General features: G+C 66.2%; 22 protein-coding genes, 1 tRNA gene and 1 other RNA gene. 10 read left to right on the top strand and 14 right to left on the bottom strand.

What is annotated here, in order from left to right; all coding sequences use genetic code 11:
* Nucleotides 1-383: 383 nt before the first annotated feature.
* The 4 genes from ACFWU5_RS02995 to ACFWU5_RS03010 all read left to right on the top strand — a co-directional run bounded on the left by ACFWU5_RS02995 (nucleotide 384) and on the right by ACFWU5_RS03010 (nucleotide 3,080).
* Nucleotides 384-1,091 carry a DUF4352 domain-containing protein gene (locus ACFWU5_RS02995; protein WP_379265976.1) on the top strand — a complete coding sequence of 236 codons (708 nt, stop codon included), beginning with the start codon at nucleotides 384-386 and terminating at the stop codon, nucleotides 1,089-1,091.
* Nucleotides 1,092-1,210: 119 nt separating this feature from the next.
* On the top strand, nucleotides 1,211-1,825 hold the full coding sequence (locus ACFWU5_RS03000; RefSeq protein ID WP_379240380.1) for a hypothetical protein: 615 nt from the start codon (nucleotides 1,211-1,213) through the stop codon (nucleotides 1,823-1,825).
* 143 nt (nucleotides 1,826-1,968) lie between these two features.
* The gene (locus tag ACFWU5_RS03005; protein ID WP_379240378.1) at nucleotides 1,969-2,352 is read left to right on the top strand and encodes a hypothetical protein; all 384 of its coding nucleotides are present in this window, start codon (nucleotides 1,969-1,971) and stop codon (nucleotides 2,350-2,352) included.
* 311 nt (nucleotides 2,353-2,663) lie between these two features.
* Nucleotides 2,664-3,080 (top strand): hypothetical protein, encoded by a 417-nt coding sequence (locus ACFWU5_RS03010; RefSeq protein ID WP_379240377.1) that lies wholly within the window; start codon nucleotides 2,664-2,666, stop codon nucleotides 3,078-3,080.
* Nucleotides 3,081-3,162: 82 nt separating this feature from the next.
* Here the strand turns inward: ACFWU5_RS03010 and ACFWU5_RS03015 are convergent, their stop codons facing one another.
* The 8 genes from ACFWU5_RS03015 to ACFWU5_RS03050 all read right to left on the bottom strand — a co-directional run bounded on the left by ACFWU5_RS03015 (nucleotide 3,163) and on the right by ACFWU5_RS03050 (nucleotide 10,706).
* Nucleotides 3,163-4,071: a hypothetical protein gene (locus ACFWU5_RS03015; RefSeq protein ID WP_379265977.1), complete on the bottom strand. Its 909-nt coding sequence runs from the start codon at nucleotides 4,069-4,071 to the stop codon at nucleotides 3,163-3,165.
* 77 nt (nucleotides 4,072-4,148) lie between these two features.
* Nucleotides 4,149-4,221, bottom strand: a tRNA-Ala gene (locus tag ACFWU5_RS03020).
* Between the two features lie 169 nt (nucleotides 4,222-4,390).
* Nucleotides 4,391-5,131, bottom strand: coding sequence for a DsbA family protein (locus ACFWU5_RS03025; protein ID WP_379265978.1), 741 nt, complete (start codon nucleotides 5,129-5,131; stop codon nucleotides 4,391-4,393).
* Between the two features lie 73 nt (nucleotides 5,132-5,204).
* Nucleotides 5,205-6,536, bottom strand: a complete 1,332-nt coding sequence (locus ACFWU5_RS03030) for an MFS transporter (RefSeq protein WP_379265979.1) — start codon at nucleotides 6,534-6,536, stop codon at nucleotides 5,205-5,207.
* Nucleotides 6,533-8,170 (bottom strand): phosphoglucomutase (alpha-D-glucose-1,6-bisphosphate-dependent), encoded by a 1,638-nt coding sequence (pgm, locus tag ACFWU5_RS03035; RefSeq protein WP_379240370.1) that lies wholly within the window; start codon nucleotides 8,168-8,170, stop codon nucleotides 6,533-6,535. The genes ACFWU5_RS03030 and pgm overlap by 4 nt, the downstream gene beginning before the upstream one ends.
* 47 nt (nucleotides 8,171-8,217) lie before the next feature.
* Nucleotides 8,218-8,580 (bottom strand): fluoride efflux transporter CrcB, encoded by a 363-nt coding sequence (gene crcB / locus ACFWU5_RS03040; protein ID WP_379265980.1) that lies wholly within the window; start codon nucleotides 8,578-8,580, stop codon nucleotides 8,218-8,220.
* 40 nt (nucleotides 8,581-8,620) lie between these two features.
* Complete coding sequence (gene crcB / locus ACFWU5_RS03045; RefSeq protein ID WP_379265981.1) at nucleotides 8,621-9,043, bottom strand: fluoride efflux transporter CrcB; 423 nt, start codon at nucleotides 9,041-9,043, stop codon at nucleotides 8,621-8,623.
* Between the two features lie 169 nt (nucleotides 9,044-9,212).
* Nucleotides 9,213-10,706 (bottom strand): MFS transporter, encoded by a 1,494-nt coding sequence (locus ACFWU5_RS03050; RefSeq protein WP_379265982.1) that lies wholly within the window; start codon nucleotides 10,704-10,706, stop codon nucleotides 9,213-9,215.
* 130 nt (nucleotides 10,707-10,836) lie between these two features.
* On the opposite strand from ACFWU5_RS03050, the gene ACFWU5_RS03055 reads away from it, so the two are divergent.
* Genes ACFWU5_RS03055 through ACFWU5_RS03065 form a run of 3 tightly spaced genes read left to right on the top strand, consistent with a single transcriptional unit; the run spans nucleotide 10,837 to nucleotide 13,319 of the window.
* Nucleotides 10,837-11,514: a TetR/AcrR family transcriptional regulator gene (locus tag ACFWU5_RS03055; protein WP_379240364.1), complete on the top strand. Its 678-nt coding sequence runs from the start codon at nucleotides 10,837-10,839 to the stop codon at nucleotides 11,512-11,514.
* 57 nt (nucleotides 11,515-11,571) lie between these two features.
* Entirely contained in the window at nucleotides 11,572-12,873 is a 1,302-nt protein-coding gene (locus tag ACFWU5_RS03060) for a D-arabinono-1,4-lactone oxidase (RefSeq protein ID WP_379240362.1), read from the top strand.
* Nucleotides 12,874-12,923: 50 nt separating this feature from the next.
* Entirely contained in the window at nucleotides 12,924-13,319 is a 396-nt protein-coding gene (locus tag ACFWU5_RS03065; protein WP_379265983.1) for a VOC family protein, read from the top strand.
* Here the strand turns inward: ACFWU5_RS03065 and ACFWU5_RS03070 are convergent.
* Together ACFWU5_RS03070 and ACFWU5_RS03075 are read right to left on the bottom strand one after the other, a co-directional pair.
* Nucleotides 13,295-13,783, bottom strand: a complete 489-nt coding sequence (locus ACFWU5_RS03070; RefSeq protein WP_379265984.1) for an NUDIX hydrolase — start codon at nucleotides 13,781-13,783, stop codon at nucleotides 13,295-13,297. The genes ACFWU5_RS03065 and ACFWU5_RS03070 overlap by 25 nt on opposite strands.
* Before the next feature lie 124 nt (nucleotides 13,784-13,907).
* A complete protein-coding gene (locus ACFWU5_RS03075; protein WP_379265985.1) occupies nucleotides 13,908-14,627 on the bottom strand; it encodes a DUF6597 domain-containing transcriptional factor in 720 nt (239 codons plus the stop codon).
* Nucleotides 14,628-14,713: 86 nt separating this feature from the next.
* Between ACFWU5_RS03075 and ACFWU5_RS03080 the strand changes: the two genes are divergently transcribed.
* Nucleotides 14,714-15,577: a DUF1266 domain-containing protein gene (locus ACFWU5_RS03080; RefSeq protein WP_379240356.1), complete on the top strand. Its 864-nt coding sequence runs from the start codon at nucleotides 14,714-14,716 to the stop codon at nucleotides 15,575-15,577.
* On the opposite strand, the gene ACFWU5_RS03085 is transcribed toward ACFWU5_RS03080, so the two are convergent.
* Nucleotides 15,555-16,421, bottom strand: a complete 867-nt coding sequence (locus ACFWU5_RS03085; protein ID WP_379265986.1) for a hypothetical protein — start codon at nucleotides 16,419-16,421, stop codon at nucleotides 15,555-15,557. The two genes, ACFWU5_RS03080 and ACFWU5_RS03085, sit on opposite strands and share 23 nt — an antisense overlap.
* Before the next feature lie 109 nt (nucleotides 16,422-16,530).
* On the opposite strand from ACFWU5_RS03085, the gene ACFWU5_RS03090 reads away from it, so the two are divergent.
* Nucleotides 16,531-16,728, top strand: a complete 198-nt coding sequence (locus tag ACFWU5_RS03090; protein WP_379240352.1) for a DUF5302 domain-containing protein — start codon at nucleotides 16,531-16,533, stop codon at nucleotides 16,726-16,728.
* 1 nt (nucleotide 16,729) lies between these two features.
* Here the strand turns inward: ACFWU5_RS03090 and ACFWU5_RS03095 are convergent, their stop codons facing one another.
* The 3 genes from ACFWU5_RS03095 to ssrA form a co-directional block, all read right to left on the bottom strand.
* Nucleotides 16,730-17,776 (bottom strand): hypothetical protein, encoded by a 1,047-nt coding sequence (locus ACFWU5_RS03095; protein ID WP_379265987.1) that lies wholly within the window; start codon nucleotides 17,774-17,776, stop codon nucleotides 16,730-16,732.
* Between the two features lie 61 nt (nucleotides 17,777-17,837).
* On the bottom strand, nucleotides 17,838-19,205 hold the full coding sequence (locus ACFWU5_RS03100; protein WP_379265988.1) for a PQQ-binding-like beta-propeller repeat protein: 1,368 nt from the start codon (nucleotides 19,203-19,205) through the stop codon (nucleotides 17,838-17,840).
* A 164-nt stretch (nucleotides 19,206-19,369) separates the two neighbouring features.
* Nucleotides 19,370-19,742, bottom strand: a transfer-messenger RNA (tmRNA) gene (gene ssrA / locus ACFWU5_RS03105).
* Between the two features lie 224 nt (nucleotides 19,743-19,966).
* Here ssrA and ACFWU5_RS03110 point away from each other — a divergent pair.
* Entirely contained in the window at nucleotides 19,967-21,265 is a 1,299-nt protein-coding gene (locus tag ACFWU5_RS03110) for an ABC transporter substrate-binding protein (protein WP_379265989.1), read from the top strand.
* The last annotated feature ends 2 nt before the right edge of the window (nucleotides 21,266-21,267 follow it).

The following is a 21,267-nucleotide window of genomic DNA, read 5'->3' on the forward strand; positions in this document are numbered from 1 at the left end:
CACAAGCCTGCGAAAGGGGCGTTTCAATGCCTTCGGAGAGTAGGCCGGGGCTCACCGACGACGTCAACACTGCGACTGAAAAGTCGTCAAAGAGGGTCAGCGCCCATGGTCTTGTTGCCCGGCTGAGCATGGACGACTATCTCGAATTCGAGCCGACTCCGGTCCAGGTGGAGCTGACAATCCCCGAGCTGTAAACGATCGCCGGTGCGCGGCTGCGACGGCCGGTAGCCAGCGGGCGAGTCAATATGGGCACCTACCCGAGCTCAGGTCGATCACATTCCGGGAGATTGAAGTTTAAACCTCTAATATTGTGATTTGCGTTACATCTCGAGAGGTCGGACACAGTGCGGGGGGCCAAGCTCACCGAAATGACGGATCCGCGCATGAGTACACCGCAATATCCAGGACAGCCCTATCCACAACAGCCTTACGGTTCACAACCGCCCGGCTATCCCCCGCGGCCGCCCAAAAAGAACAACAACGCGCTGATCATCATCCTGGCCGTTCTCGGCTCGTTCGTGGTGCTGTGCGGATTCGGCGGCTGCATCGTCGCGATGAGCGACAACTCCGACGAGGATTCCGCCGGGGCCACGTTCACCACGGCAGTGGTCACGTCCGTGCCGGCGGGGGCACCGGGAGCCGATGGGCCTGCCGCGCCCGGTGCACCTGCGCCGACCGCCGCGCCGCCTGCCGATGACGAGGGTGGAGCGACGGTTCGCGACGGGAAGTTCGAGTTCACCGTCACCGGCGTCGACCCGCCGATTCAGGTTGTCGGCGACAACCCCTACATGCAGAAAACAGCACAGGGCGAGTACATCTTGGTGCACCTCACCGTCACCAACACGAGCAACAAGCCGCAGTCGTATTGGGCCGACAATCAAGAATTGATCGACGACAAAGATCGTCAATTCGCCAACGACGCCGTGGCCGGGATGTACGCCAACGACGAATCCGTCTGGGGATCAGATATCAACCCCGGCAACAAGATTCAGGTTGTCGTCGTATTCGACGTACCGGTGGGCACAACACCGGCCGCGCTCGAACTCCACGACTCGGCGTTCTCCAACGGTGCACGAGTTTCGCTGCGCTGACCGGGGTCCGGTGCAAGGACGCAATCCCTGCGAATGCCGATTCAACCAAGCACCGCAGCTCGGGCACCCATCTGTCGATCGGCGCGAAACCTGGGCGGTGCGCGAGTAGCGTTGGCTGCGTGCCTATTTCGTTTGATGTCACCGGATTCGAGTCGCTTTCGGATCCCCCACCCGGGCAGGCGGCATGGAACATGCCGGGGACCAGTGACATCGTCGTGCTCACCTACTACGATCTGGTGCCCGACCTGCCGGCGCCACTGCACGCCGGGCCCGCGCTGTTTCGCGCGCTCGCCCAGGGCAGAAGCGTCGACGGCTGTCTCATCGACGCCTGGGTCACAACGCTGGACGGGCAGGAATGCCTTGTCCGCCTGGAGAAATTCCCGCTGCCCGGCCAGCCCAGAGGCGTGCTGTTCGGCGCCTCGATCGTCGTGCCGAAAGCGAACTGCAGCGCCGTCGTCCAGATCATGTGCCCCGAAACGGGCACCACGGGTATGCGGGAAGCGATGCTGACCGTGCGCATCGGGTTCGCGAACTTCTATCCGCCGCACCCGTTCGATCCGGGTCTGCGATGCAAGCTGCCGTTCAACGCCGCCGACGATCGGCGCTACGACGTCGACTTTCCTGACCACCCCCTGACCCGCGCTCGCAACTGGCTCGACCGAACCCTGGCCAGCGGCCGATTGAACACCGACTTCGCCGCCCTGCCCCCGTTCACCGGGGCGTCGCCGCGCTGATCTGTGACGGATAACCACAAACGTCAATATCTTTGTGCCACATAGCAATACGGGGTTGGTTTCAAGACAAGACCACCCAGTCTACGTACGCTTTCACCGCCCGGAACTCCGGGCAGAACGGCACGTATCCAGGAGCAAACTGAATGAGCAACCCGATCAAGCAGCGCAGTCCGTGGGGCGGATGGTGGCTCATCGTCATCACTGCGGGGATCTACTACTTCGTCTGGTTTCACAAGGTCAACGCGGAACTCGCGGCGGCCACCGGCCAGCAACACGCTGCTTGGGGCAAATGGTGGAACCAGATCATCCCGATCTGGGGCATCATCGGCATCTACCGCACCGCGGTGCGGGTCAACGAAGCCCACGCGGCGCGCGGGTCGTCGGTGAGCGTGTCCCCCGTGGTCGCCTGGTTGGTGGCACCGGCCTGGTTCTTCTCCCACCAGCGGTACCTGCAGCGTCGCATCAACTCGCTCGGTGACATCATCGGCGCCCAGAACTCGGGCAACCTCCAGCACGCCGCAGCCTGATACCCGGCCCCTTCGACAGCTCGGTCCTAAGCCCGTTCCAGGCTGTCGAAGGGGATGGTCACCTCGACCGGGTCATCGAGCAGCAGCACTCGGCGGTGAACCGTGTGCGCTCGATAGCGTCGGCCCGACCAGTCGAGCCGCGGCTGAACAGCGCGACGGGCGCGGGCACACGCTGGGCCGAACTGGGGTCAGGGCGGACGGGTGATGACGGCGCTCGGTCTGCCGTCCGTCACCCGCTGAGTAGATCTACCCGGCTCGACCACGCACGGTCCCTCATCCCGCGACGCCCCGCGGCCTCTACTGTCGCCGACATGACCGACCACGCACCGGCGACCTACCACCCGAACATGAATTCACCGCACAACCCGAATTTCCGAGACCGCCAGGCGCAGAATCGGCGGAACAGCCGGTGGCTCGCGCTCGACGTGGGCCTATCCGCAACCCTGTGGTCGCTGCCGTTGGCCTTCATCGCGGCGACCCTGGTGTTTCCCGGCACATGGATTATCGTCGCGGGATCACAGGACTGCGAAGCGTATCCAGCAACTTGTATGGAGCCCTACGACATTCTTCAAGAGCTTGCGCTCGGCACAGCCACCGCAGTCGTCGTCGGACTTGTCGGCACGGGCCTGTGCCTACGGTTGCGTTGGCCCCATCTCCCAGTCGCCGTCATCGGCGCGACGATCCTGATGGGGACATGGATCGCGGCATTCGGATTCGCATTCTCCTGACCAGACGCCACCCACGCCTCGCCCCGCCAGTTCAGTCGCCATCGAGCTCACTCACGCATGTGGCTGTCGGTGTGCACTGCCGTCACCGCGCGAGACGGTCCTTCAGCCTCTCGGTTCGGTGCCAGCCGGGTCGCGTGTTCATCGGCACGTCGGGGAAATCGTTCGCGGACAGCATCCGACCCAGGCGATTCTCGACACAACCGATGCACAGGAAATGATCCGTAGCGGCGGCGACCTGCTGCCAGATGTCGTCCTCGACCCAGTAGTACTCGTCGCGCGTATCGAATCCACAGGACCGACAACACCAAAGGCGAGAGAAACCCACGTCGAGCCACGGGATCCGGCGCCGAATGTCCGCCATGGCCGCAGGCAGGAGCCTGTTCTTCACGGCTTCATCCACACCGTCCCGTGAGTACCAGAGCCCAGCCAGTCCGGTGGCGGCGGATTCGACCAACGAGTCGGGTGACTCGGGCGACGACGCGATGTCGACAAGGATGGCGACGACTTCAGGGTATTCGTATCGGCCGAGCGCCCTGGCAGCTCGCGCCCGCGCTGCCAGCGGCGCACCGGTGTCGAGAACTTGTGCCGTCAATACGCCGACGGCCTCGGGAGGCTGCGGGTTGAGGGGGTTCGCATCGAACGTCGCCTCCGCCTCGGCCACTGCGGCCTTATCCGCTTCGGTCGGAGTGAACTGCGAGTCGAATCCGCGCTCCTTCTGTTCCGCCGCCCACGCCTGCACCCGGCGATCGCGTTCAGCCAGCTGTTGGACGACTGCAGGCGCCAACAGAACTACCGACTCGATCACCGTCGACTCGTCCTCGGGCTTGTCACCGATCGCCTCGCCGGTGATCCGCGAAAAGCTCAGAGGGCGTTCGGTTCCCATCAACACAGCTTCGATCACGTCATCGCGGATCGCTGTCACCTCTACAAGGGGACGGAAGCCGAGTGGGTGGCGCGTGCGAAATACGTCGCCCACCGCGAGATCAGCCAAAGACCTGGTCACACTTCTCATCTTCTCTATCGAGCCAAACAAAAAATCCCCCGCATCTCTGCGGAGGATTTCTCGGGTGGAGCTAAGGGGATTCGAACCCCTGACCCCCACACTGCCAGTGTGGTGCGCTACCAGCTGCGCCATAGCCCCGTGTTCAGTTGTTTCAGCGGCTCTCGCTGCTGCCTGAATGAAGTTACACCATGCGTCTGAGAGACAACAAATCGGCTGGTAGATGGGGGAAATGTGGGGGTTTTGATGCTGTGTGGGGCGAGAGGGATCGGCTGGTCAGGGGTGGGATGTGGGCAAGCTCACGCGAAGATCAGGGGGCCGCGGTCACTACCCAGTTGTCGTCTTGCCAGTTGATCTTGGTGGTGCCGTTGTAGATGGAGGGGGTGGCGGCTTCGTTGCCGGTGCGGGCGTCGAGGTCGGTGAGGTTCTTCGCGGCGATCACCTTGGCGGCCTCGGTTTGGGTGCCGTTGGTGATGCACGCGGCTACCGATTCGGGGGCACCGGATTCGGTGGCGAGGGTGGCCAGGGCTGGGTTGCTCAGGTCGGAGGCGCCTTCGTCGGGCTGCTTCGTGGTGAACAGGGCCTCGTGGAATTTGCTGTAGATCGGGCCCGAACCTGTTTGGGCGACACAGAGATTGGCGGCTACCGCGCGGGTGGAGTAGTCCTTGCTCTTGGACTGGGGGTCCAGGAAGGTGACCAGGCGGTAGTTGACCGCGAGCTTGCCTTCGTCGATCTTTTGGGCCAGTTCCTGGCCGAAGGCTGTTTCCATCGCGCCGCAGGCGGGGCAGAGGGGGTCTTCGAAGATGTCGACGGTGGCGCGGGCGTCGGGGCGGCCGAGGCGGATGGCGCCGTCGGGGGTGGTGGTGACCTGCACGGCCGCCTCGCGGACGGGGCCGTAGCCGTCGTTGCGGACGGCGGGCGGCGGTTCGGCGCTCCATTTGTAGGCGGCGAACACGATCAGTCCGATCAGGACGATCGCCACCGCGGCCAGCGCGTAGGTGGTGTTGCTGGAAACGGGGCGCGGATTGTGCGAAGAACCGGCTGTGCTCACCCGTCCACTCTGCCTCGAGGCGGTACCCGCTCGCCGTCCGGGCATACCGAAACAGCGCTGACCAGCGGATTGATTACTGTGATTCGCCGTAATCCTTGCGCAGGCCGGTACGGACCATGCCGTCGCGCACCACCGGAACACCGTCCGGACTGCCGTCGCAACTGCACTGCGGGTCGATGCCGTCGCCTGCGTGATCGGGGTGCTCGGGATCTTCGGGATGCACGATCGTCGACGGCTCGGGCGTGACCACCCACACCGCCGCCGACACCGCGAGCACCGCACCGGTCACCGCCATGCCGACGCCGAAGGACGTGCGTTCGGCCAGCCAGCCGATGACGATCGGACCCAGCACCGTGCCGAAATCGGCTGCCATCTGGAACGCCGCCAGCACCGGCCCACCGCGCGCCCGCGACCCGATCACGTCGGCCAACGCGGCCTGTTGCACGGGACTGAACATCCCCGAACCCAGGCCCGCGACGAAGGAGGCGATCAGGAACCACAGCAGGTTGGGTGCGAAGCCGAGCACGCCCGTGCCGATCGCGCAGATGACCGACCCGGCGATCAGGAACGGTTTTCGACCGAAGCGGTCCGATAATCGTCCCGACAGGAACAGCACCGCCGCGTTGCCCGCCGCGAACACGGTCAGCGCCACGCCCGCCATGCCGACTTCCTGATGCAGCGTTTCCACCACGAGCAACGGCACGAACGCCATCCGCACACCGAATACCGCGATGCCACCGGCGAAACTCGACAGCAGCACCGCGCGATACGCAGGTTCGGCCCACGCTTGCCGGAAGCTGAATTCCACTGGCGCAACACCGTTTTCGGGCGCGAGCACCGGCGATTCCCGCAACCCGGCGAACACGATCACACACACCACGAGCAACGCGGCCATGTAGATCACGAACGGCGCGCGCAGCCCGAACCCGGCCAAACTACTGCCGACCAGGGGCCCGAACAGCGACCCGATCAGAAAACTCGTCGAGTACACCCCCGACACTCGACCGCGCGCGGCGGGCGGTGACACCCGGATGATCAACGCCATCGACGACACCGTGAACATCGTGGACCCGATGCCGCCCAGCGAACGCAACACCAGCAGTTGCCAATACGTCTGCGCCAGCGCGCACGCACCGGTGGACAGCGCGACGATCGCGATGCCGGCCAGATAGACCCGCCGCTCCCCCAGCTTCTGCACCAGACGTCCGCTGGCGGGCGCGAACAGCAACCGCATCAACGCGAACGCGCTCACGATCGCCGACGCGGCCGCGATCCCGACCCCGAATTCGCGCGCGTATTGCGGCAGGACCGGGGCGACCAGGCCGAAGCCCAGTGCGATCACGAACGCCGCCGCGATCAGTACCCAGATCTCCGCGGGTAGCCGAACTTTGGTCGACGAGCTCACTGCTGCAACGCCTGGTTCACCATCTCCTCGGCCGCGGCCTGCACCTGCGTGAGGTGTTCGGGGCCGAGGAACGATTCGGCGTAGATCTTGTATTTGTCCTCGGTGCCCGAGGGGCGCGCGGCGAACCAGGCGTTCTCGGTGGTCACCTTCAGGCCACCGAGGGGTGCGCCGTTGCCGCGTGCGGTGGTGAGGATGCCGGTGATCTCCTCGCCCGCGATCTCGGTGCCGGTGACGGCGTCGGGGGTCAGGCGGGCGAGCTTGGTCTTCTGCTCGCTGGTGGCGGCGGCGTCGATGCGCGCGTAAGCCGGGCTGCCGTATTGGCGTTCGAGTTCGCCGTAGCGGGCCGACGGGGTTTGGCCGGTGACCGCGGCGATCTCGGCGGCCAGCAGCGACAGCAGGATGCCGTCCTTGTCGGTGGTCCACACGGTGCCGTCCATGCGAAGGAACGACGCGCCCGCGCTTTCCTCACCGCCGAAAGCCAAACTGCCACTGAACAATCCGGGAACGAACCATTTGAACCCGACCGGCACCTCGTGCACGTCACGGCCGAGCACACCGACCACGCGGTCGACCATGGACGAGGTGACCACGGTCTTGCCGATCTTGGTCAGCGCGTCCCACCACATCCGGTTCGCGACCAGGTATTCGATGGCCACGGCCAGGAAGTGGTTGGGGTTCATCAGGCCACCGTCGGGGGTGACGATGCCGTGCCGGTCGGCGTCGGCGTCGTTGCCGGTGGAGATGTCGTAGTCGTCCTTGATGCCGACCAGCGCGGCCATGGCGTGCCGTGAGGACGGGTCCATGCGGATCTGGCCGTCGCTGTCGAGGGTCATGAAACGCCAGGTCGGGTCGACGAACGGGTTGACCACTTCGAGTTCGAGATCGAAACGCTGCCCGATCTCCTCCCAGTAGTCCACGCTCGCGCCACCCATCGGGTCGGCGCCCATGCGGATGCCCGCGCCGCGAATCGCGTCCAGGTTCAACGCGTTCGGCAGGTCGGACACGTACTTGTCGAGGTAGTCGTAGCGTTCGACGTAGGAGTTCATCGCTTGATCCAGCGACACCCGCTTGACGTCGGCGAGGCCGCCGCGCAGTAACTCGTTGGCGCGCGCGGCGATGGCGTCGGTGGCGGTGGTGTCGGCGGGGCCACCGTGCGGTGGGTTGTATTTGAAGCCGCCGTCGCGCGGGGGGTTGTGCGAGGGGGTGACCACGATACCGTCGGCCTGGTGCTTGGTGCCGCCCCTGTTGTGGCGCAGCACAGCATGACTCAGCGCGGGAGTGGGGGTGTAGCGGCCGCGGGCGTCGATCACGGCGGTGACGCCGTTGCCCGCCAGGACCTCGAGTGCGGTGGTCCAGGCGGGTTCGGACAGGGCGTGGGTGTCGCGCGCGAGGTAGACCGGGCCGGTGATGCCGCGGGTGGCACGGTATTCCACGATCGCCTGCGTCATGGCCATGATGTGCGCCTCGTTGAACGCGCTGTCCTCGCTGGACCCACGGTGCCCCGAGGTGCCGAACACCACCTGATGGCTGGGCTCGTCCGGATCGGGGACGAGGCTGTAGTACGCGGTGACCAGGTGAGCGATGTCCACCAGGTCGGTCGGGCGGGCCGGCCGTCCGGCGCGATCGTGGGCCATGGTGGGTGTTCCCTTCCGTGTCGGCTGCGCGCGGCTGGTCATGAGGATCATGCGCACAACCACTGGGTCAGGGACGCGGCGGCGTACACCGCGGCCAGGCTCGCCGCGACGCTGATCACGACATTGCCCACGGCATACACCCAGGCCCCTTCGGTTACCAGACGGACCGTCTCGTACCCGAACGTGCTGAACGTGGTCAGCGCACCACAGAAGCCGGTTGCCGCGAATGCCAACAGCGAACTGCCCGCACTCGCGCCGATCAAACCCCCGAGCAACGCCGAACCGACAATGTTAACGGTTAGCGTGCCCCACGGCAGCCCAGTCGAGAACCGGGCCGTCATCGCCCGATCGATCAGGTAGCGCGCGGGCGCGCCGAGCATCCCGCCTGCCAGCACGAGAACCACTGTCATGCGGCGACTCCCCGCGCCGAGTCCCTGTGCGTTGTCCAATTCATGACGCCGTCCCTCGCGTCGACATCGCGCACCGGGTCGCGATCATGCCCACAGCAACCGCGCCCAATGCCGCGAACACCGTCACACCGAGATAGGAAATGGCCGTGCCGATCGCACCGCTGTCGAGGAGTCCACGAATCTCGAGACTGTAGGTGGAAAAGGTGGTGAAGCCGCCGAGCACGCCGATGCCCAGGAACGGGCGCACCAGTTTCGGCGCTTCGAACACTTCGGTGATCATGACCATCAGCACGCCGATCGCGAAGCAGCCCAGCACATTCACTGTCAGCGTCGACCACGGGAACCGGCCTGCGGGCACCGGCCAGAAGTGGCCTATTGCGTACCGCGCGGTGGCACCGAGTCCGCCGCCCAGCGAGACCGCCGCGAGCACGGATGCGTCCAGCACTGGGGGTTGCGATGTCATGCGCCCTCCCCTGCGGCCGATCCGAATGATGGTCGATGCTCATGGTATCCAGCCCCACCGACACTAAGCGCAGCGGTGCGGTCGCGGCAAACTTTCAGCAGACCGAGTAGGTGAATGACGATGGCCCGAACCGATTGTCGGTTCGGGCCATCGTGTCGGCGGGGTCGGATCAGTGCGCGAGCACCGGTTCACCTTCGGCTGGTTCGGGCACGGTGTTGGGCATGAGCACCGCGATCACGATCGCGCCGAGCACGAAAGTGGCCGTGGCCCACCAGAAACTGGTGGTGTAACTCTGGATCGCGCCCTGCGCCATGGTGAGCGGGCCGGGCTGGTTCGATGACACGTAATCGGTCATCGCCGAGGCCGCGATCGTGCTCAGCAGCGCGGTGCCGATGGAACCGCCGACCTGCTGACTGGTGTTGACCATCGCCGAGGCCACGCCCGCGTCCTCGTGCTGCACACCCGCGGTCGAACCCTGGAACGCCACCGACATCGCACCGCCGAGGCCGAGGCCGAGCAGCACCAGCGCGGGCAGGATGTGGGTGACATAGCCGGTGTCCAGACCGATCCGAGTCAGCCACAACATGCCGGCCGCGGCGACCAGGAACCCGCCGCTGATCACGATCTTGGGCCCGAACCGCGGCAGCAGCAGCGACGGTGCGGTGGTCGAGGAAACGACCATGCCCGCCACCATCGGCAGGAACGCCAGGCCGGTCACGATCGGCGTGTACTGCAGGGTCAGCTGCATGTAGAAGGTCAGGAACAAGAAGATCGCGAACATGCCGATGCCCATGATGAACACCGTCAGGTACGACGCGCCACGGGTGCGGTCGGCGACGATGCGCAGCGGCAGCAACGGGTGCGCGACCTTGGTCTCGATCCACACGAACGCCGCCAGCAACACCGCGCCACCGAGCAGGAAGGCCAGGGTGACCGGGTCGCTCCAGCCGTGGGATTCGGCGTGCGAGAAGCCGTAGACGATGCCGAACAGCGCGACGGTGACGGCCACGGTGCCGGTCCAGTCGAGCTTGGGCCGCGAGGTCGCGGTGTGCTTGGCCAGCAGTAGCACCGCGCCCACGAGCGCGACGGCGGCGAAGGCCAGGTTCACGTACATGGCCCAGCGCCACGACGCCCATTCGGTGAGCACGCCACCCAGCAGCAGGCCGATCGCGCCACCGGCACCGGCGACCGCGCCGAAGATGCCGAAGGCCTTGGCGCGTTCGCCGGGTTCGGTGAAGGTGACCGTGAGCAGCGACAGGGCGGCGGGCGCGAGCAGTGCGCCGAACACGCCCTGGCCCACGCGCGCGGCGACGAGCATCTCGAAGCTGCCTGCCGCGCCGCCGATGGCCGAGGCCACCGCGAAGCCGACAAGGCCGACGATGAAGGTGTTGCGGCGGCCGAACAGGTCGCTCAGGCGTCCGCCCAGCAGCAGCAGGCTGCCGAAGGCCAGCGCGTAGCCGGTGATGACCCATTGGCGGTCGCCGTCGCCGAAGCCCAGATCGGCCTGGGCGGCGGGCAGGGCGATGTTCACGATGGTGGCGTCGAGCACGACCATCAGCTGGGCGATGCCGAGTACGGCCAGGACCCACCAGCGCAGGGCGTGTGAGCCACGCCGACCGGTGTCGGTGGGGCTGGTCGGCCCGGTGTCGAGTGTGGTGGTCATAACTCCCCTTGGAAGGCTGGGTGGTGGTCTGCGGTGGCATAATCGGAGATATCGCCTCCGCTTCATTCGAAGCTACCAGAGTAACGGAGAAACCACCTCCACTTAATCCTCGGATTGATAGGATGTACTTGTGAATCACGCCACGACGACTGCCGCACCACCCCGCCGACTGCGCGCCGACGCCGCGCGCAATCAGCAACGCATCGTCGCGGCCGCCCGCGAACTGTTCGCCGATCACGGCCTCGAGATCACCCTCGACGATGTCGCCGAGCGCGCGGGCGTGGGCGTGGGCACGGTCTACCGGCGTTTCGCGAACAAGAAGGAACTCATCGCCGAGGTCTTCGATCAGCATGTGAAGGATTTCGCCGACGCCGCCGAGGAGGCGCTGCGCAATCCCGATCCGTGGCAGGGGTTGGTCGAGTTCTTCGAAAGCGCGTGCAAACACCTGGCGACCAACCGCGGTTTCGGTGAGGTGATGCTCGAGCTCGAGGAAGATCCGGCCCGATTCGCGGAGTTGCGCGACCGGATCCATCCGTCGGTGGCCGCGATCGTGGATCGTGCGCGCGACGCGGGCGCGGTGGACGCCGACATCGCCACCACCGACTTCTTCGCGTTGATCCACATGGTCAATTCGCTGGCCGAGTTCGCGGCGCCGGTGAATCCCGAAGTGTGGCAACGGTATATGGCCATCGCGCTCAACGGTGTTCGCACCGATGTGGTGCCGCGCCGCCCGTTGCTGATCCCGCCGATGACCGACGAACAGGTCGAGCAGGCCAAGGCCGCGGGCTGCCTCGGCCGTCGTCGCTGAGCCGAACTACCGCCCAGCAGTAGCGCGCGTCACACCACATCCTCTAATGTTGGTCACATGACCAAGAGCACCTGGGTGAACTGGGCAGGCGAGCAGCGCTGCACACCCGCCGTCGTCGCCGCGCCCCGTGACGTGGAAGAACTCACCGCGATCGTGGCCGAATCGGCTGCCGCCGGGCGCACCGTGCGCGTCGCCGGGTCGGGACACTCGTTCACCGACGCCGTGCTCACCGACGGCACCCTGCTCGACCTGGGTGGTTTGAACAAGATCCTCGACGTCGACGCCGCCACCGGCCAGGTGCGCGTGGAAGCCGGAATCTCGCTGCACGCGGCGAGCCCGCTGCTGCACGACCACGGGCTGGCGTTTCCCAACCTCGGTGACATCGACACCCAGACGCTGGCCGGTGCCACCGCCACCGCCACGCACGGCACCGGTTCCCGACTGCGCAATATCTCCGCGGCACTGCACTCGGTGGAAGTCCTGCGCGCCGACGGCACCCGCGTGGAGCTCAACGAGCAGACCGATCCCGACGGCTGGAAGGCCGCGCGCGTGAGCATCGGTGCGCTGGGCATCGTCACCGCGGCCACACTGCAGCTCGAGCCGTCGTTCGTGCTCGAGTGCGTGGAGAAGCCGGTCCCGCTGGACGACCTTCTCGACAACATCGACGAATACGCCGACGGCAGTGCGCATTTCGAGTTCTTCGCCTTCCCGCACAGTCAGACCACGATGACCAAGGCCATCAACCGCACCGCCGCGCCGGAAAAGCCGCGCGGCAAGGTGAACGAGTGGATCAACGACATCCTGGTCGCCAACCACCTCTACAACGGCATGTGCAAGCTGGGACGTCGAATTCCGGCCACTATCCCCATGATTCACCGCGCGGCCACCCTGGCCGGCAGCAACAACCGGCAGGTCGACCGGTCGTACCGGGTGTTCTCCACGCCGCGGCTGGTGAAGTTCAACGAGATGGAATACGCGATCCCGCGCGAACACGCGTCCGCCGCGATTCGTGAAATCCTGGAACTGGGCAGGCAATTCGGCACACCGATGCCGATCGAGGTGCGCTGGGTTGCCCCCGACGACGCGTTCCTGTCCCCCGCCAGCGGTCGCGAGACCTGCTACATCGCGGTGCACCAGTATCAGGGCATGGTGTGGGAGCCGTACTTCCGTGCGTGCGAGGCCGTGTTCGACACCTACAACGGCAGGCCGCACTGGGGCAAGCGGCACTTCCAGACCGCGCAGACGCTGAGCGCGCGCTACCCGGACTGGGATCGCTTCACCGCGGTGCGCCGCCGCTTCGACCCCACCGGCGTGTTCGCCAACGACTACGTGAACCGGGTGCTGGGCACTCTCGACTGACGTCCGATTTCTTCAAGACGGCACCGGGGTCGGCTGTTTACGCTGCGAAGATGACTCCACAGCTTGATGCCATCTCCGTCATCGTGTCCGATATGGCCGCCTCGGTGGCCTTCTACCGCCGGTTGGGGCTGGAATTCCCCGACGGTGCCGAGTCCGAAGGGCACGCCGAGGCCGCGATCGGCGGTATGCGGCTGCTTCTGGACACCGAGGCCACGGTCGCCTCGTTCACCCCCGGCTGGCAACCGCCGACCGGGCCGGGACGCAGCAGTCTGGCGTTTCGGTGCGCCGACCCGGCCGAGGTCGACAAGCTCTACGGCGAGCTCGTCGACGCAGGCCACCACGGGGAAACCCCGCCGTGGGACGCCTTCTGGGGTCAGCGGTACGCGTGCGTGGCCGACCCCGACGGACACGGCATCGACCTCTACGCGCCGTTGCCCAGCGAGTAGGCCGACCACCCGTGCGGGTCGCGTTGACGCTGCTGATACACGCCGAGCATGTCGCGGACCTCGTCGCTGACCGGGGGTTCTCCGGTCAGGCGGGTCCACAGGTGCGCGTCGTGGTCGGTCAGCGTCAGCGGCCCGGTCGCGGCCACGTCGACCACGAAGGTGAACTGCCTGGTGCGGGCGCCGTCGCCGGTCAGATAGTCGAAATCGCCGAGGTAGTCGCTGATTCCGGTGACCTCGAGCCCGGTCACCTGCGCGACTTCGCGAGCCACCGCCTCATCGAGCGCCTCACCCGGCTCGACCACGCCGCTGGGCAACTCCCACCGGTCACCGAGGAAATCCGATCGTCGACGGCGCAGGATGAGCACGCGATGGTGGCGGACGACGACAGCGCCCACGACAAGCCGACGGATTTCGTCTCGTTCGGCCTCGATACGGAGCGTGGAATACACGGATTCATCGATCATCGGGTCACATCCTCTCGTCGGTGTTCGGGCTGGCCTAAGCACTTGCGACGGGGCGTGCACAGTCGAGCCTAAACCTTCCGCCGTGCTGTGCCGAATGAGACTTTCCGGGCAGTGGTTCGCCCGATCAGCGGGTTTTCAGGGTGTTGATCGAGCATCCGGCCAGGTCACGGACCTCCCGTGACAGGTGCGCTTGGTCGGCGAAACCGGTCGTCGCGGCGATTCGCGCAGGCGGGATGCCGGTGCGAATTGCTGTCAATGCGCGTTGAAAACGCAGAATACGGGCCAACATCTTGGGTCCGTAGCCGAAGGCGAACAGCGAGCGACGGTGCAACATTCGTGGTGACATGCCTGTGCTCGCAGCGGTCTCGGCCACCGTCGCGCCTGCCGACAACGTGTCGACGACGGCGGTGAGCACGGGGTCTGCCGGGCCGTTTTCGGCGGCGAATCGTAATGCGATCGCCTCCATGGCCGCAACGCGGTCGGGCGCGTTGTCGATGCGGTCGATCAGTTCGCGGGTGAAACGCGGCGGTGCGAGCGCGGCCAGATCGACGCGCTGGTTCAACAGTTCCACCGCCGGAATGCCGAGCAACGTCGGCGCGGTGCCCGGCGCGAATCGGATGCCGACGAATTCGGTGGATCGCGCGGTCGGCGCCACGAACGCGCGGCTGTCCGGGCCCGCGACCATCAGGGCGCCCTCGGTCCAGATCAGGTCCATGCACCCATCGGGCAACACCGTGACCGGAGCCGGGTGCGCGGGCATGGTTCGTGACCAGACCACTGCTGCGTCCAGTCGCGATGCGCGTTCCCGGTATTCGGCCACGTTCTCGACCGTAGTCCTGCCCACCGACAAGTTCCTCGTAGGTGTGTTCGCCGACTAGGATCTGGCGGCACGACGTTCGGCTCGACAGTTCGGCGCAAAGAGGGGTGCCAGTGCAACCGACAGCTTCCGTGCAGGGTGGGCGGCCGCGCGTGGCGGGATTTCCGGGCGCCGACATCGATGTCGAGCCCGATGTGTGGTCGGGGAATTCGATCGACGACGACCGGATCACGGCGTTGGCCGTCGGCGCGTACTACGGGCGCAGTTGGGGCGCGCAGTGCGATGGCGTCGCGTTCCTGCCCGAGGAACCCGACAGTTCGTCGACTCGGCGGGAGACCACGATCGAGGGACTGCACGAATCGTGGGGCGTCGACAATGCCGAGGACGCGCACGACACCGTGCGCCGACTGCTGGCCGGGATGCACGCGCCGCTGTTCGAACTGGTGCATCCGCTGGCCGTCGCCGCCGCGACCGACACGGGGCGCGTCGACCGGTCCGGTTTGGCCGATGAGCATCGCGAATTCCTGCACACGCTGTCGGGTTTCCGCGGTTATCGCGGGCCGGCGGGGATCGACCGCGACTACGACGCGTGGTTGCAGGCCATCAAGCTCGGCATCACCGACAGCCTGCCCACTCCGCTGCAAATCGACGCCACCGCATGGGATTTGGCGCGGCTGGTGTTCATCGCTCGTGCCGCGTGCACGGCGGGTTATCTCACTGAAGACGAAGCGTGGGAGCACATGCTGACCGGGCTGGACCGGGCGCGGCAGCACTATCGCAACTGGCGGCAGTTCGGGGACGGGTTTCTCACGGGCGCGATCTTCTGGGCGGCCACGCAAGATCTTTCGGCCGCGAAAAGCCAAGTGGCGGAACGCAGACGGATGATCGCGGGGCTGCACCTGCGGCCGTCGAGTCCGTGGCGGCGGGTGGCCCTGCATCCGGGTGCGCCGGTGTTCAGCCCGGCATCGTCAGCATGATGCCGACTGCTTCGCGGCGGAACGGGTCGTCGTCGACCATGCCGAGTTTGCGGCGTTCCACCAGCAGTTGCCATTCGGCGAACAGGTCCGCCGAGGACGGCAGCGACTGAGCGATCGAACCGTCGACGTGCTCGATTTCGCAGGCCAAGCGCACGGCTTCGATGATGCGGGTGAAGTCGGTCGGTTCCCAGTCCACGAAGTCCAGGTCGGTGCCGGCGCCCGAAATGCGCAGTGTCGCAACTCTTCCCGTCAGCACTTGGGCGCCGGTCAGAACCGAGACCGGGAACTCGTAGACCGCCCACTCGGACACGAACAGCAGTCGCAGTGTGGTGATCGCGACCAGTCCCGGTGCGCCTTCGTGGCCTGCTTGAGCCAGTTCGAGGATGTACTCGTCGGGGCGGGCGATGTTGTGCAGGATGTCGATTTCGTGTAAACAGTTGTCCTGCTGACGCATTCGGTGTGCTGCGGCTGAAATATCGGGGCGTTGCGCGTCATCGGATCTCTGCGGGGGAACCAGATTCGGACGAGGTGGGAAAACCCTTCGCAGACTGGTCAAGTCACGTTCCACAGCCCTGATCAGCGCCTGTGCTTGCTCACGTAAGCCGGTTTCCAGGTACACCGGCACCGGATGACGTTGTGTCGACGCACCATTGACCACGAACTGCGCAGACCGGAAGAACAGCAGCAACGCCATCTGCCCGTCCTCGGTGGCAGCCAAGGCGATCCGGCCCAACTCCGCGACCCCGACGTCCAGCGCGATGTCGTTGTCCGCGCGCAACGGCGTGGTCACCAGCCGCCCGTCCGCGTACCGGACCGCGACCCGCTCACCCCATACTTCGATCACAGCCACATCCCTCCTGGCCAGCCCCGCATCGGTGGATCCTACTCGCGGCCATCCGGGTACGGCCATGGCCGTGGTACGCGAAGGCGCGGCGAGGTGGCAGGCTGTACCCATGCCCGATGAACAGCAGCAATCCGGTGACGTGAACGAAACCCCGGAGCAGGCGACCAAGCGGAAGTTCCGCGAGGCGCTCGATCGCAAGAACGGCCACTCCACCGCGGGTGGCACCGCCCAGAACGACGCCAAGGTGCGTGGCACGCACGCGCAAGCAGGCGGGAAGCGGACCTTCCGTCGTCGCGCGGGCGGTTAAGTCACTGCAGCGGGTAGGTCTCGGCGTCGGCTTCGGTGCGCACCGCGGTTTCGAAGCCGGCGTCGCGGTCCTGTTCGCTGAACACCAGCCAGCAGCCTCGGATGCCGCCCAGTAGGTCTTCGAGCAGGTCGATCGCGGGGCGGGTGGGGTCGAGGCGGCAGATGCGGATGCCTTCGGTCCAGTCGTTGTCGTCGCTTTCCTCGAGGTGTTGGGCGGCGTCGATGATGCCGTCCAGGTCGCGGACCTTGCCCTCGGACACGGCGATGGCGTCGGCGATCAGGTCGATGACCACCTGTGTGGGGGTCTCCCCGGCCGTCAGTCGCTCCAGAACCACAGTGGGCGTTTCTACTTGGAGCGCTTCGATGTCGTCGGCTTCGGCGACCACGTCCACCGGGTCGATGCCCGCGACGTCGCCTGCCACCTTGGCCGCGGCTCGCAGCCAGTGCGCCGCGGCGACCGAGGCGGCGGCGGGGTCGAGTTCGGTGAACAGGTCGATCGTGCCGAGGGGGTTGTCGCGCAGGAGTCGGTCGGCGGCGTGGACCTGGACCGGGGAGATCTCCGGTCGCGTGAGTTCCACGGCCTGGCGCGCCCGACCCGCCAGATCCCCCAGCTCAGCGGCGGTGATCGCGGCCTGTTCGGTGCGCACCTCGGCCACCACCCGGTCCACCAGATCCGGGTCACCGATCGCGTGCAGCACCCGGCCGACGTGGTGCGCGGATTCCTCGATCGGGCTGTAGAACACGAGCATGCACCCGTCCTCATCGGGCAAGTTCGGCGCACGCAACGCCTCTTCGACCTTCTCGAACCGCCCCCGCTCCTGCGCCCGCCGCCACGCCTCCCCGTCCTCCACATCGGGATCCCCCGCCGCGGTCGCCGGATGCGTATAGGTCCGCCACTGACACCGAGCCAAACTAGCCAACGCCGCCGCCAACTCCACCCCCCGCGCCATCCCCGACACCGCCGCGACAGTCTGCGCGACATCCCCCCGACCGGTCCCCCAGGTAGCGACCAGCGTCCCCGCCCCCGAGTCGTATGCATACCGCGTCATTCACCCAGTTTGACGTGGCCCACCCGCGCGACCCCGCACCAGGTCTGCCTAGAGCACTGATCTAGCCGTGGAACTCGAGAACGTACTTTTCCGCGACGCTGCGACCGATGGCGACCCAGTCGGCACCCGCGCCTGCCAGGTCTGCGTCATACCTGGACAGTTCCCTGCCGGTTTCGCGGTCGTAGACGAGCGTGACCGGCGGCGCGCTGTACTCGCCGACAAGAACCCGCCCGCCGACGACTACCCGGTCGCCGACGACGAAAGTTGTTCGCTCGGACGGGTATCCGATGAAGCCCGGATCGGCGACCGTCCATTTCCGCTGACCGGTGGTCATGTCGACGAGGGTGAGCGAACCCTGGTCCGCGTGCTCGGAGATCAGCAGTGATCGGTCGTCAGCGTCGAGCGCGGTGCCCTTGATCTCGGAAGTCCACACCACGTTTCCCGTGACGAGATCGAGGAGCTGAACCGACCCGTCATCGCTGACCGCCGCGACGCGTGACCCGCTGCCGGTGAATCCATCGCCAGGCGTCGGGCCGAGGGAATGCTCGCACTCCCCGTCCTTGCGGCGACCACTGTTCACGGTCGTGGAGTACTTCGTGGTTCCGCTGTGACCGTCGAACGCCTCGACCGATACCGGGCACGCGCCCTCGCCACGGACATCGCTGTTATCGGTGACGATCAGCGAATTCTCGACCGCGATTTCGTACCATGCACGATTTTTCGCGCGGACCGGGAGCACTGTGCCAGTCGCTGTCTCCAGCAGAGCCCACTGAATATCCGACGGCGGGGATGGCACCGAGAATGCGACATAGGGTCGTTCGATGGTGGCCTGCTGGCTGCCCAGTCCGATTTCGGCCTCGCTGACTTTCCCTGTCGCCGGTGCCGTCCAGGTCGACTTCCCGTCGCGAAGGTCGCGTCGCATGGTCGCGCATTTTTCCTTGCGGCCACTCGCCTGCTGGCAATCGGAGGTGTAGACGGCCTTGTCGAAGACCGACACCTCGTCGGCGCTGGCTTGCCAGCGGGTCGACCCACTTGCGATGTCGATGACCTCGAACAAGTACGGCCCGGAATTGTTCTGCGGCTTATCGACGAGCACGACCAGGGGGCCGCTGATCCAATAGGTGTTGTAGTCGCCGCCACTGCGCTCGCGATGCCACAACTCCTTGCCGGACTTGCGATTCAGCGCCACCATCGCTGTCTCTCGCGGCGTCAGCACGACATCCCCGACCACCGCCACCATCGAGGAGTCGCTGCTGTAGTCCGACACCGACCACGCAGCGGGACTTTTCGCCGGCTCGGCAGTGGTCGTGACAGGCGCCGAGGTGGTCTGCATGGTCGTCACCGGGCTTTCCGGATCGCCCGATCCAGCACCACACGCCGTCAACGCCAGACAGACGGCAACCACACCGACCGCGATCAACTTCCGCACGTTTCCCCCAGAACCTCGATCACCGGCTGACCTTTATGCCGAAACGATAGTCCAAGCGCCACAGGGTTCTTCGACCCAAGACTCACACGTTCCGTCGCCAGCATCGCGCCCGGCCAGTCAGGGCATGAAAAGGCCCCTCACCTGTGTGTCAGGTGAGGGGCTTCCAGTGGAGCTGCCGGGAATCGAACCCGGGTCCTCCGCCGCGTCTTCAGGGCTTCTCCGTGTGCAGTTCGCTATGTCTCTGCTTGGATCTCCAAGTCTCGCGAACAAGCCTGGATGACGATCCCAGTCGCTGTGAGATGTCCCATCCGACTCCGCGACCGAGCCGAACGGTAATTCCCTCTAGCTGATGCCAGTCCCCGGGTCGAGGGACGAACCCGGACTGGCAGAGACGACCTGGCTACTTAGGCAGCGAGGGCGTACTCGCGCTGATTGGAATCGGCGCTTAATTGGTTGCAGCGACGCTTACGGTGGTCTCTTGCCTGCACCGACACGCTTCCCCTGAATCTACGTACGCAGTCGAAACCGTTCAGCCCCGTACGTGCCCGCACCGTGCGGGCTAGTCATATTAACACTGCGAAGCCCGCGGATCATCCCATTATTTTTGCCAGCTCGCGCTGTCGGTGAAGTGATCTTGTGGCGAACCCCGTGCGACCGCGTCGGCGAAACCGGGTGGGAGCGCGGGTGCGGGCGAGTACTGTTCCCGTTCGGCCGCCCGGAACCGTCAAATGTCCTGGGCGACTGGAGCAAGGAGTTATCCCATGGCATTCACCAGTCGGCGTCGACTGCGCCGGTTCGCGGCGATCCCGGCGGTCGCGAGCCTCGTGCTCGCCGCGGCCTGCTCGTCGAGCGAGCCCACCGCCGTGCCGGGCGTCACCAGCACGCCGTGTCCGGGTTCGGCGCACGCCGATCGCGGGTGCATCTATCTCGGCGTGCTCTCGGATCTGGAGAACGGGCCTTTCAGCGCGCTGGGCACCTCGATGCACGAGGGTCAGCGGGCGTTCTGGAACAGGGTGAACCAAGCGGGCGGGATCGGCGGCTATGACGTCGATATCACGTCCTATACCCGCAATACATCGCAGGATCCGCGCCTACATCGCGCCGAGTACGAGGCGATCGAGCCGCACGTGCTGGCCTTGGCGATGAGTTTCGGGACCTCGCAGACCATCGCGACGCTCAACCGGATGGATGCCGACGACATGGTCGCCACCGCGGCCACCCAGTGGTCGGGCTGGAACTATCGCAGCGTCGACCACAACCTGGTGCTCAGCGCGGGCTATTCCTACTGCACCGAGGCGGTGACCGGCCTCGATTGGTTCGCTGAGCATCACTATGCGCCCCGCGATATCGCTGTGGTGGCCAATCGCGGCAACTACGGCAGCGACTACGCGGCCGGGGCGTCGAAGTGGGCCGCGGCCAACGGGGCGACGATCACGGCCCGCATCGATACCGGCCCCAACGGGGAGGTCGGCAATCAGGACGGGCCGGTCAAGGAGATCCTCACCGCGGCACCCGAACTGGTGCTGTTGGCCACCGGCCCGGTCGAAACCGCTGAAATCGTGGGCAAACTGGTGGGTTCGGGTTTCACCGGCCGCTTCCTCGGCTCGGTGCCCACCTGGAACGCGGCGCTGCTGAAGACCCCCGCCGCGCCCGCGCTCACCGCGCTCTACAACTACATGACCCCGGTGGACAGCTGGGCCGGCGACAGCATCGGCGCCAAACATGCCCGCGAGGCGACCACCGGCGAACCCGCCAATTTCGGCTACTCGCTGGGCTGGGCGATCTCCTACCCACTCAAAGCCCTGCTCACCGCCGCCGCCGAGAACGGCGATCTCACCCGGCCGGGACTGCGGCGCGCGGCAGACGGTCTGACTCCCGACGGTGAGGGCATGGTCGCCATCCATCCGTCCGGTGCCGACGCGCCAGACCTCGGCAGGGAGTGGTCGGCGGTTTTCGAACCGGACGCGCAGGCGCCGATGGGTGCCAGGGCGGTCGAGGTCGGGTATCGCGGGACCACGCTGGGCAGGCTGGGACTGCACGAGCCCTGCACTCGGCTCTAGCA

This window comes from Nocardia sp. NPDC058640 (genome assembly GCF_042716995.1).
Classification (GTDB): Bacteria; Actinomycetota; Actinomycetes; order Mycobacteriales; family Mycobacteriaceae; genus Nocardia.

Coding starts and splice junctions, on each gene's coding strand:
- ACFWU5_RS02995 (WP_379265976.1), top strand. CDS start 384: ATGAGTACACCGCAATATCCAGGACAGCCCTATCCACAACAGCCTTAC.
- crcB (WP_379265980.1), bottom strand. CDS start 8,580: ATGACAGTGGTTCTCGTGCTGGCAGGCGGGATGCTCGGCGCGCCCGCG.
- ACFWU5_RS03065 (WP_379265983.1), top strand. CDS start 12,924: ATGACTCCACAGCTTGATGCCATCTCCGTCATCGTGTCCGATATGGCC.
- ACFWU5_RS03005 (WP_379240378.1), top strand. CDS start 1,969: ATGAGCAACCCGATCAAGCAGCGCAGTCCGTGGGGCGGATGGTGGCTC.
- ACFWU5_RS03090 (WP_379240352.1), top strand. CDS start 16,531: ATGCCCGATGAACAGCAGCAATCCGGTGACGTGAACGAAACCCCGGAG.
- ACFWU5_RS03050 (WP_379265982.1), bottom strand. CDS start 10,706: ATGACCACCACACTCGACACCGGGCCGACCAGCCCCACCGACACCGGT.
- ACFWU5_RS03095 (WP_379265987.1), bottom strand. CDS start 17,776: ATGACGCGGTATGCATACGACTCGGGGGCGGGGACGCTGGTCGCTACC.
- pgm (WP_379240370.1), bottom strand. CDS start 8,170: ATGGCCCACGATCGCGCCGGACGGCCGGCCCGCCCGACCGACCTGGTG.
- ACFWU5_RS03070 (WP_379265984.1), bottom strand. CDS start 13,783: ATGATCGATGAATCCGTGTATTCCACGCTCCGTATCGAGGCCGAACGA.
- ACFWU5_RS03110 (WP_379265989.1), top strand. CDS start 19,967: ATGGCATTCACCAGTCGGCGTCGACTGCGCCGGTTCGCGGCGATCCCG.
- ACFWU5_RS03010 (WP_379240377.1), top strand. CDS start 2,664: ATGACCGACCACGCACCGGCGACCTACCACCCGAACATGAATTCACCG.
- crcB (WP_379265981.1), bottom strand. CDS start 9,043: ATGACATCGCAACCCCCAGTGCTGGACGCATCCGTGCTCGCGGCGGTC.
- ACFWU5_RS03060 (WP_379240362.1), top strand. CDS start 11,572: ATGACCAAGAGCACCTGGGTGAACTGGGCAGGCGAGCAGCGCTGCACA.